Here is a 3,596-nt window from a genome sequence, read left to right as displayed (position 1 = left end):
TGACGCAGAGCGTCACCGGATGCGTTCCCACGCGGAGCGTGGGAACGATCAGGTTCAGCGGCCGAGGTAAACCTCGATCACCCGCTCATTTTCCTGCACCTGTTCCAGCGACCCTTCGGCCAGCACGCTGCCCTGGTGCAGCACGGTCACGTGGTCGGCAATCGAACCGACAAAACCCATGTCGTGCTCCACCACCATCAACGAGTGCTTGCCCGCCAGGCGCTTGAACAGTTCGGCGGTGAATTCGGTTTCGGCGTCGGTCATGCCCGCCACCGGTTCGTCCAGCAGCAACAGCTGCGGGTCCTGCATCAGCAGCATGCCGATTTCCAGGAATTGCTTCTGTCCGTGGGACAGCAACCCGGCCGGACGCTGCACCGAGGCGGTAAGCCGGATGGTGTCGAGGACTTCGTCGATGCGGTCTTTCTGCTCGCCGCTCAGGCGCGCGCGCAGGCTGGCCCACACCGATTTGTCGGTCTTCTGCGCCAGCTCCAGGTTTTCAAACACGCTCAGGGCTTCGAACACGGTGGGCTTCTGGAACTTGCGACCGATGCCAGCCTGGGCGATCTGCACTTCGCTCATGCTGGTCAGGTCGAGGGTTTCGCCAAACCAGGCCTTGCCGTGGCTGGGACGGGTCTTGCCGGTGATCACGTCCATCAGCGTGGTCTTGCCCGCGCCATTGGGGCCGATGATGCAGCGCAATTCGCCGACGCCGATGTAGAGGTTCAACTCGTTGAGTGCCTTGAATCCATCGAAGCTGACGCTGATGTCTTCCAGGGTCAAAATCGTACCGTGGCGGGTGTTGAGGCCCTTGCCGGCGACTTGTCCCAGACCAATAGCATCACGGCTGGTGCCTTGGTCTTTGTTCGGCTCAAGAATGGGTTCGAGCATAAATTCCGCCGTCGCTGTGATTCTCATTGTTCACCCCGCTTCTTCAGCAGGCCGATCACGCCTTTGGGCAAATACAGGGTGACGAGGATGAACAACGCCCCGAGGAAGAACAGCCAGTATTCCGGAAAGGCCACGGTGAACCAGCTTTTCATGCCGTTCACCACACCGGCGCCCAACAGCGGGCCGATCAACGTGCCGCGCCCACCCAAGGCCACCCACACAGCGGCTTCGATCGAGTTGGTCGGCGACATTTCGCTGGGGTTGATGATGCCCACTTGCGGCACATACAACGCGCCGGCCAGGCCACACAACACCGCGCTCAACACCCACACGAACAGCTTGAAACCACGCGGGTCGTAGCCGCAGAACATCAGGCGGTTCTCGGCGTCGCGCAAGGCGGTCAGCACCCGGCCGAACTTGCTCTGCGCCAGACGCCAGCCGGTGTAGAGGCTGGCGACCAGCAACACCACCGTGGCAAAAAACAGCACCGCCCGCGTGCCGGGCTCGGTGATGCCGAAGCCGAGGATGCTGCGGAAGTTGGTAAAGCCGTTATTGCCGCCAAACCCGGTCTCGTTGCGAAAGAACAAGAGCATCCCGGCAAAGGTCAGCGCCTGGGTCATGATCGAGAAATACACGCCCTTGATCCGCGACCGAAAGGCGAAGAACCCGAATACCAGCGCCAGCAAACCCGGCGCCAACACTACCAGGCACATGGCCCAGAGGAAGTGCTCGGTGCCCACCCAATACCAGGGCAATTCGGTCCACGACAGGAACGTCATGAACGCCGGCAATTCATCCCCGGACGCCTGGCGCATCAGGTACATGCCCATTGCGTAACCGCCCAGGGCAAAGAACAGCCCGTGACCGAGGGACAACATGCCCGCGTAGCCCCACACCAGGTCCAGCGCGAGCGCGACGATGGCGTAGCAGAGGATCTTGCCCACCAGCGTCAAGGTGTAGGCCGAGATATGAAAGGCGTTTTCCGGCGGCAACAGCGACAGCAGCGGCAGCGCCAGCAGCGCGGCGAGGATCAGTACGCCGACTGCAATCGTGACCTTGGGGCCGGCCTTTTGCGTGGCCGTGAGCATCAATGGCTGGTTCATCAGTCGATCACCCGTCCTTTCAGTGCGAAGAGTCCTTGCGGGCGTTTCTGGATGAACAGAATGATCAGCGCGAGGATCAGGATCTTGCCGAGCACGGCGCCGATCTGCGGTTCAAGAATCTTGTTGGCGATGCCCAACCCGAAGGCGGCCATCACGCTGCCAGCCAACTGGCCGACACCGCCGAGCACCACCACCAGGAACGAATCGATGATGTAGCTCTGGCCCAGGTCCGGGCCGACGTTGCCGATCTGGCTGAGCGCCACGCCACCCAACCCTGCAATGCCCGAACCCAGGCCAAAGGCGAGCATGTCCACGCGTCCGGTGGGCACACCGCAGCAGGCGGCCATGTTGCGGTTTTGGGTGACGGCGCGCACGTTGAGGCCCAGGCGCGTTTTGTTCAGCAGCAGCCAGGTCAACACCACCACGCACAGCGCAAACGCGATGATCACGATGCGGTTGTACGGCAGCACCAGGTTGGGCAGTACTTGAATTCCGCCGGAGAGCCACTCGGGGTTGGCCACTTCGACGTTCTGCGCGCCAAACACCAACCGCACCAGCTGGATCAGCATCAGGCTGATGCCCCAGGTGGCGAGCAAGGTTTCCAGCGGCCGTCCGTACAGGTGGCGAATGACCGTGCGCTCCAGGGCCATGCCGATGGTGGCGGTGACGAAGAATGCCACCGGCAGCGCGATCAGCGGGTAGAACTCGATGGCGGCGGGCACGTAGCGCTGCATCATCAGTTGCACCACGTAAGTGGAATACGCGCCAAGCATCAGCATCTCGCCGTGGGCCATGTTGATCACGCCGAGCAGGCCGAAGGTGATCGCCAAACCGAGTGCCGCCAGCAGCAAAATCGAACCCAGGGACATGCCGCTGAAGGCCTGGCCGAGGATCTCGCCGACCATCAATTTGCGTTTGACCTGGGCCAGGCTGGTCTCGGCGGCAGTGTGCACGGCGGCGTCGGTTTCAACACCGGGGGCGAGCAATGCTTCGAGGCGGGTGCGCGCCAGCGGGTCGCCGGTGCCACCGAGCAGGCGCACGGCGGCGAGGCGCACAACCGGGTCGGCGTCCACCAGTTGCAGGTTGGCCAGGGCCAGGCTGAGGGCGGTGTGCACGTCTTCGTTGGTCTCGCCGGCCACCTGCTGGTCGAGGAATTTGAGCTGCGCAGGTTGTGCGCTTTTTTGCAGGGTTTGTGCGGCGGCCAGGCGCACCTTGGGGTCGGCGGCGAGCAGTTGCTGGCTGGCTTGCACATTGTCTATCAGGCCGCGCAGGCGGTTGTTCAAACGCACGGTTTTGGTTTCACCGTTGACCGTGAGCTGGCCTAGTTGCAGGGCGTCCACCAACTCGATGCGCGCAGGGTCAGGCTGGGCAGCCCAGTCCTGGAGCAGCTTGGCTTGCTGGGTCGGGTTGGCGGCGAGGAAGTCGTCGGCGTCGCTGGCGTGTGCGGCGAAGGGCAGCAATAGCAGGGCGGCGAGGATGAGGCGATAAAGGGCAGTGGGCATATTCTTGGGCCTTGCTCAAACTAATGTGGGAGCTGGCTTGCCTGCGATAGCGGAGTATCAGATACACCGAGTCGTCTGCATCGCAGGCAAGCCAGCTCCCACA

Annotated in this window: 3 protein-coding genes; all 3 read right to left on the bottom strand. The window is 62.7% G+C overall.

What is annotated here, in order from left to right; genetic code table 11:
- Positions 1-54 precede the first annotated feature (54 nt).
- The 3 genes from urtD to urtB are packed head-to-tail and all read right to left on the bottom strand — an operon-like array spanning position 55 to position 3,493.
- Positions 55-915, bottom strand: a complete 861-nt coding sequence (gene urtD, locus WBB95_RS22475) for an urea ABC transporter ATP-binding protein UrtD (RefSeq protein WP_424489571.1) — start codon at positions 913-915, stop codon at positions 55-57.
- Complete coding sequence (gene urtC, locus WBB95_RS22470; RefSeq protein WP_424489570.1) at positions 912-1,991, bottom strand: urea ABC transporter permease subunit UrtC; 1,080 nt, start codon at positions 1,989-1,991, stop codon at positions 912-914. The genes urtD and urtC overlap by 4 nt, the downstream gene beginning before the upstream one ends.
- Complete coding sequence (gene urtB, locus WBB95_RS22465) at positions 1,991-3,493, bottom strand: urea ABC transporter permease subunit UrtB (protein WP_424489569.1); 1,503 nt, start codon at positions 3,491-3,493, stop codon at positions 1,991-1,993. Before urtB ends, urtC begins: the two co-directional genes overlap by 1 nt.
- Between the last annotated feature and the right edge of the window lie 103 nt (positions 3,494-3,596).

Source organism: Pseudomonas sp., assembly GCF_049645325.1.
In the GTDB taxonomy this organism is placed as follows: domain Bacteria; phylum Pseudomonadota; class Gammaproteobacteria; order Pseudomonadales; family Pseudomonadaceae; genus Aquipseudomonas.
The sequence above is the reverse complement of the archived record's forward strand: the minus strand, read 5'-3'. Positions and strand labels throughout refer to the sequence as shown.

Excerpts from the sequence above, each read along its gene's own strand:
- urtD (WP_424489571.1), bottom strand. The coding sequence starts at position 915 with ATGAGAATCACAGCGACGGCGGAATTTATGCTCGAACCCATTCTTGAG.
- urtC (WP_424489570.1), bottom strand. The coding sequence starts at position 1,991 with ATGAACCAGCCATTGATGCTCACGGCCACGCAAAAGGCCGGCCCCAAG.
- urtB (WP_424489569.1), bottom strand. The coding sequence starts at position 3,493 with ATGCCCACTGCCCTTTATCGCCTCATCCTCGCCGCCCTGCTATTGCTG.